Here is a 6,428-nt window from a genome sequence, read left to right as displayed (position 1 = left end):
GATTCGCGGGCGACGGGGAGAGACAGCGGGATGTCGAACGAGACCAGGCCGGCGGAGAGGGTGGGCCCGCTGCCGTCACCGGGGCCGGGAAGGGCGTCGTGGATGGTGGGCAGCGAGGGGAGAGAAATGGTGATGGAGGAAGAATCGGAAAACATGACACTGCACTCCAGGCATCCAGACCATGGCCATACTCTGAATGCGACAAGGGAGTTTATCGGGGAGAGAGGCTCGTACTACGCTGTATTCAGGACTCACATGTACAACAGCAGGTCTGCACTTCTGAATGCCATCAACGCTTTATTTTTTATGTCTTCAGTAAAAATTCATAAAATACCGGGACGGCAATATAAAACCATGCGGTTTTATTTTTTAAATTAAATTATTTTCAAACCACGGGTATATAAACCCTTTTATAGAAGACTATGCCTGTTGCGCGATAGACAGCCGACGAATGGGCTTCCCGATGGCACGACTGCTACAATAACGCTCTCAGCGACCCGCCCGCCTGCACCGCATGCCTGACCTCCGCGCCCTGTTCGCCCGCCTTCCCGGCATTGATGCCCTGCTGAACCACGCCGATCTGAATCTGCCGCTGGCCCGGCATGGCCGTGATGCCGTGGTCGCCGCCGCACGTCAGGTGCTGGACGGGGCGCGCGCGCATATCCGCGACCACGCCGTGCTGCCCGCCTGGGCCAGCGACGCCGGTGCGCTGGCGCGACGCATCGCCGCCGACTGCGCCGACCGGCAGCGGCTGGCACTGCGCCCGGTCTACAACCTGACCGGCACCGTGCTGCATACCAATCTCGGTCGTGCCGTGCAGGCGGAAGCCGCTGTCGAGGCAGTCACCCGTGCCATGCGCCATGCCGTCACGCTGGAATACGACCTGGACGGCGCCGGTCGCGGCCACCGCGACAGCGCCATCAGCGAACTGCTGGCGTCGATTACCGGCGCGGAAGCCGCGTGCGTGGTCAACAACAACGCGGCAGCGGTACTGATCACGCTGGCCACGCTGGCGGCCGGCCGCGAAGTGATCGTGTCGCGCGGCGAACTGGTCGAGATCGGCGGGGCGTTCCGCATGCCCGACGTGATGCGCCAGGCCGGCTGCCGGCTGGTCGAGGTCGGCGCCACCAACCGCACCCATCTGCGCGACTACCGCGATGCCATCAGTGCTGATACCGCGCTGCTGATGAAGGTCCATACCAGCAATTATGCGATCGAGGGTTTTACCGCCAGTGTCAGCGAGTCCGAACTGGCGCCGCTGGCACGCGAACACGGCCTGCCGCTGGCGACCGACCTCGGCAGCGGCGCCCTGATCGACCTGTCCCGCCACGGGCTGCCGGCAGAGCCGATGCCGCAGCAGATGATCGCCGCCGGCATCGACGTCGTGACCTTCTCCGGCGACAAGCTGCTCGGCGGTCCGCAGGCCGGCCTGATCATCGGCCGCCGCGACTGGATTGCACGCATCCAGAAGCACCCGCTGAAGCGGGCACTGCGTTGCGACAAACTGTCGCTGGCAGCACTGGAAGCCACGTTGCGCCTGTATCTGGAGCCCGACCGGCTGCCGGATACCCTGCCCACACTGCGCTACCTGACCCGGGCCCAGACCGAGATCCGCGCCGTGGCCGGCCGCCTGCTGCCGGCCCTGACCCTGGCTGCGGGCGAGGCATTCCGGGTAGACGATCAGGCCTGCCTGTCGCAGATCGGCAGCGGCTCGCTGCCGGTGGACCGGTTGCCGAGCTGGGCGATCTGCATCGAACCGCGCGATGGTCGCGGCAAGACGCTGGAAGCCTTTGCCCAGCGCCTGCGCGAGCTACCCTCGCCAGTGATCGGCCGGCTGTCGGCCGGCAAGCTCTGGCTCGACCTGCGGCTGCTGGACGACGAGGCCGGCTTCTGCGCCAACCTCGCCGCACTGTCCGCCGCGCCCGCCCACTGACCGGACCCGCCCCATGATCATCGCCACTGCCGGACATGTCGACCACGGCAAGACCGCCCTTGTCCGCGCCCTGACCGGCACCGATGCCGACCGTCTGCCGGAAGAAAAAAAGCGCGGAATGACCATCGACCTCGGCTACGCCTATCTGCCGCTGGCCGATGGCCGCTCACTGGGCTTTATCGATGTGCCCGGTCATGAAAAATTCCTGACCAATATGCTGGCCGGTGTCGCCGGCATCGACCATGCGCTGCTGATCGTCGCCTGCGATGACGGCGTAATGCCGCAGACACGCGAACACCTGGCCATCCTGCATCTGCTCGGTCTGACCCGGGCCAGCGTGGTGCTGAGCAAGCGTGATCTGGTCGACGACGCCCGCCACGCCGAAGTCGCAGCGGAAGTCCGCGCCCTGCTGGCGCCGACACGGCTGGCCGACAGCCCGCTGTTCACCGTCGCCAGCCTGGACGGCAGCGGCATCGACGCACTGCGCGACCATCTGGTCGGCCTGCCGGCCAGCCAGTCGGCGCGGGAAACGCGACGTTTCCGTCACGCCATCGACCGCGCCTTCACCCTGACCGGCAGCGGGCTGGTAGTGACCGGCACCGCTTTCTCCGGGCGGGTCGCCGTCGGCGACACCGTCTGGCTGACCGGTCGCAACCGGCCGCTGCGGGTACGCAGCCTGCATGCACAGAACCGGGCAACCGACAGTGCCCATGCCGGCCAGCGCGTGGCGGTCAACCTGGCCGGTGATGTCGAAAAAACCGATATTTCACGCGGCGACTGGCTGCTGGCCGCCGCACCGCCCGCCGCCACCGACCGGGTCACCCTCCGCCTGGATGCATCGCTTGATCTCGCCACGCCGCTGGCGCACTGGCAGACAGTGCATGTCCATCATGCGGCCAGCCACGTGACCGGCCGCATTGCGCTGCTGGACCGCATCGCCCTGCCCCGCGGCGAATCGGCGCTGGCCGAACTGGCGCTCGACACGCCACTGCATCTGGCCGACAACGACCGGCTGATCCTGCGCGACGCCAGCGCCCGCCAGACCCTGGCCGGCGCCACCGTCATCGAACTGGCCCCGCCCTCGCGCGGCAAGCGCACCCCGGCCCGGCTGGCTGCGCTGCGCGAACTGGTGCAAGTCATTCACGACGACAACGATACCCTGCGCTGCCGGGCACAGACCGGCGCCGTGTCGCTGACCGACTTTGCCTGGGCGCGCCAGCTCGATGCGCGACAGCTCGCGACCCTGCCTGCCCTGGCCGGGCTGAAAGTCACCGGCCGCGACAACACCGGCAACGCCTATTCGCCGGCCCACTGGCAGGCGCTGCAGGAACGGGTCCTGAGCCGCTTGCAGGCCCTGCATGACGCCCAGCCGGACCAGCTGGGCGCCGGACGCGGCCGGCTGCGCCGGCTGGCGGTGCCGACCGAGACCGACGCTGCCGCCGATGCGCTGTTCGACGACCTGCTGGCCGACGGCCGGCTGCAGATGAGCCGCGGCTTCCTGCACCTGCCCGGCCATGTGCTCAGTTTCGATGCCCGCGAGGCGGCAGACTGGGCAAGGCTGCAGCCATGGCTTGGCGACGGCTGGGAACCGCGCTGGGTGCGCGACCTGGCCGGCGATGCCGGTCTCGACGAGGCCGGCGTGCGCCTGCTGATGAAGAAAGCCGCCCGGCTCGGTCATGTCACCGCCATCGTCCCCGACCGCTACTACCCGAGCCAGACCATCGAGCGGCTGGCCGCCATCGCCAGCGAACTGGCCGGAGAACAGGGTCAGGTCGACGCGGCCAGCTTCCGCGACGCCATCGGTGTCGGCCGCAAGCTGGCGATCCAGATTCTGGAGTTCTTCGACCGCAGCGGCTTCCTGCGCCGCCAGGGCGACGCCCACCGGCTGCGCGACACGCGGCTGTTCTGATCCGCCGGCCGCGAGCGACGTCACCGCCACCTTCCGCATTGCCAACAGGAGAGCCTGCATGAAAACACTCGCCTTTATCGGACTGGGCCTGATGGGCCAGCGCATGGCATCCCGGCTGCTCGACGCCGGTTTTGCCCTGACCGTATGGAACCGGGATCAGGCCAAAACGGCCGCGCTGGTCGCGCGCGGCGCACGCCTGGCCGCTGACCCGGCGGCAGCCGCGCAAGGCGCCGATGCCGTTCTGCTGTGCGTATCGGACACGGCGGCCGTTGAGGCCGTGGTTTTCGGCGCCAGTGGCGTGGCCGCCGGCATCGCAGCCGGCACCCTGCTGGTCGATTTCTCCAGCATTGCCCCGGATGCCACCCGCGACTTTGCCGCACGCCTGCAGCAGCAGACCGGCGCCAGCTGGATCGATGCGCCGGTCTCCGGCGGCACCGGCGGCGCCGAGCACGGCACGCTGGCGATCATGGCTGGCGGCAATGCGGCGGCCATCGAACGGCTGGCGCCGGTCTTCGCCCCGCTGGCGGCACGCGTGACCCGCATGGGAGAAGTCGGCGCCGGCCAGGTCACCAAGGTCTGCAACCAGTTGATCGTTGCTGCCAACAGTTTGCTGATCGCCGAGGCGGTCGCGCTGGCCGAGCGCGCCGGCGTCGATCCGGCCCGGCTGGCGCCGGCGCTGGCCGGCGGCTTTGCCGATTCGAAACCGCTGCAGATCCTTGCCCCGCGCATGGCCAGCCACACCCATGAACCGGTGCAGTGGAAAGTGGCGACACTGGAAAAAGACCTGGGCAATGCCATGGCGCTGGCCGCATCCTGTCACAGCCCGGTGCCACTGGCCGGCCAGGCGCTGGCGCTGATGCGCCGCCACGCCGAAGCCGGTCAGGCCCAGTCCGACCTGTCCACCGTGATCGACCTGTACCGGAGCCTGCACTGATGCCGCATTTCGCCGCCAATCTGTCCATGCTGTTTACCGACCGCCCGCTGACGGCCCGCTTTGCTGCCGCCCGCGCGGCCGGTTTCGACACGGTGGAGATCCAGTTTCCATATGAAGTGCCACTGGACGAACTGCTGGCCGCACGCGATGCCGCCCGGGTGGCGGTCGTGCTGATCAACCTGCCGGCCGGCGATCTGATGAACGGTGGCGACGGCATCGCCGGCGTGCCGGGACGCGAGGCGGAAATCGATGCCGCGCTGACCGTGGCACAACCTTATATAGCCGCACTGGGCGTGCGTTTCGTCAACGTGCTGGCCGGCCGTCTGGCGGCCGGCATCCGCCGCGAACAGGCGCTGGACACGCTGGTCGCCAGCCTGGTGCGGGTCTGCCGCGCCCTGGCGCCACTCGGGGTGACCGTGACCTGCGAAGCGATCAATCCGTACGACATGCCGGGCTACCTGATCAACACCGTCGACGACATGCTGATGCTGAAACAGCGCGTCAATGAGGCGAATTTCGGGGTGCAGTTCGATGTCTACCATATGGCGAAACAAGATTTCTGCCCGCTTAAGCTGGTGAAAAAACACATTCAGCATATCGACCACATCCAGTTCGCCGATGTCCCCGGCCGGGGCGCGCCCGGCACCGGTACGCTGGACTTCCCGGCCCTTTTCACCACCCTTGACCAGCTGGGCTACCGGGGCATCACCGCGGCGGAATTCAAAATGCATGATGAAAATTTCATGGCATTTGAATGGATTTCATCAGGAAATTCATCGGGTTGACCGATCCGGTTTTCGCCACTAGAATCCAACCCCATGATTTTCAAGAGATTAATTTGTCATACTTTGAGAGCCCTGACATTAGCTAGCTTTCTGCTAGTGACCTTGCCTTCGCAAGCCGCCATGTACGGCTATGTCGATGACACAGGGCGTGTCCATGTATCCAGCCAAAAAATCGACGAACGTTACCAGTACATTCCGCCCGGCCAGACCCTGAGCGCCACGCGCCCGGTCAACCGGATTACCCACCCGTACAACATCAAGCCGGCCAGACCGGTCACGCCGAGCCCGGCGCGGGTCGAGCGCTACCGCGACATGGTCGAGGAAGTCGCCGCCCGTTACAAACTCAACCCCGACCTGCTGCACGCGATCATCAGCGTGGAGTCCGGTTACAACCCCAAGGCACTGTCCAATCGCGGCGCGCACGGCCTGATGCAGGTCACCCGTTCCACGGCACGCCGCTTCGGCTCGGAGCAGCCGATGGACCCGAGGCAGAACCTCGAAGCCGGCGCCCGGTACATCTCCTATCTGCTGAAGATGTTCGACAACCGCCTGACCCTGGTCATCGCCGCGTACAACGCCGGCGAAGGGGCCGTCAAACGCTACAACGCCGTCCCGCCGTATGCGGAAACCCGGCAATACGTCGCCAAGGTGCTGGCCACCTACGCGGCAGCCAGCATGGACGACAACGGGGCGGCAGCACCTGCGCCCCGCCTGGAAAAAGCCGCCTTCAACGGCTAGCGGCCTGGCGGCGATCCGCCGCCACGGCCGGCCATTCAAGACCCGCCCGGCGCCGCCGATGACATTGGCACGCCGGGCGGCTTTTTTGTCAGCCATGCCCGGCGCCCTTGACGGAACGGCGCCGCCGTA

The 6,428-nt window shown here is 66.8% G+C and carries 5 protein-coding genes; all 5 read left to right on the top strand.

The genetic code is table 11. The features are described 5' to 3' along the window. Positions 1 to 514: 514 nt before the first annotated feature. From selA to ACYVG8_RS13435, 5 genes are read left to right on the top strand one after another with little or no spacing between them, the layout of a single operon-like run. On the top strand, positions 515 to 1,933 hold the full coding sequence (gene selA / locus ACYVG8_RS13455; RefSeq protein ID WP_107888658.1) for an L-seryl-tRNA(Sec) selenium transferase: 1,419 nt from the start codon (positions 515 to 517) through the stop codon (positions 1,931 to 1,933). 13 nt (positions 1,934 to 1,946) lie between these two features. Further along, entirely contained in the window at positions 1,947 to 3,842 is a 1,896-nt protein-coding gene (gene selB, locus ACYVG8_RS13450) for a selenocysteine-specific translation elongation factor (RefSeq protein ID WP_460746022.1), read from the top strand. 58 nt (positions 3,843 to 3,900) lie between these two features. Continuing rightward, on the top strand, positions 3,901 to 4,776 hold the full coding sequence (locus tag ACYVG8_RS13445; RefSeq protein WP_460746021.1) for an NAD(P)-dependent oxidoreductase: 876 nt from the start codon (positions 3,901 to 3,903) through the stop codon (positions 4,774 to 4,776). Continuing rightward, on the top strand, positions 4,776 to 5,561 hold the full coding sequence (locus tag ACYVG8_RS13440) for a hydroxypyruvate isomerase family protein (protein ID WP_281660456.1): 786 nt from the start codon (positions 4,776 to 4,778) through the stop codon (positions 5,559 to 5,561). The genes ACYVG8_RS13445 and ACYVG8_RS13440 overlap by 1 nt, the downstream gene beginning before the upstream one ends. Positions 5,562 to 5,594: 33 nt before the next feature. Further along, on the top strand, positions 5,595 to 6,299 hold the full coding sequence (locus tag ACYVG8_RS13435; RefSeq protein WP_107888662.1) for a lytic transglycosylase domain-containing protein: 705 nt from the start codon (positions 5,595 to 5,597) through the stop codon (positions 6,297 to 6,299). Positions 6,300 to 6,428 lie beyond the last annotated feature (129 nt).

The sequence above is a fragment of the Microvirgula curvata genome (assembly GCF_054781615.1).
This window is presented reverse-complemented; position numbering and strand designations above follow the sequence as displayed.

Excerpts from the sequence above, each read along its gene's own strand:
- selA (WP_107888658.1), top strand. The coding sequence starts at position 515 with ATGCCTGACCTCCGCGCCCTGTTCGCCCGCCTTCCCGGCATTGATGCC.
- selB (WP_460746022.1), top strand. The coding sequence starts at position 1,947 with ATGATCATCGCCACTGCCGGACATGTCGACCACGGCAAGACCGCCCTT.
- ACYVG8_RS13445 (WP_460746021.1), top strand. The coding sequence starts at position 3,901 with ATGAAAACACTCGCCTTTATCGGACTGGGCCTGATGGGCCAGCGCATG.
- ACYVG8_RS13440 (WP_281660456.1), top strand. The coding sequence starts at position 4,776 with ATGCCGCATTTCGCCGCCAATCTGTCCATGCTGTTTACCGACCGCCCG.
- ACYVG8_RS13435 (WP_107888662.1), top strand. The coding sequence starts at position 5,595 with ATGATTTTCAAGAGATTAATTTGTCATACTTTGAGAGCCCTGACATTA.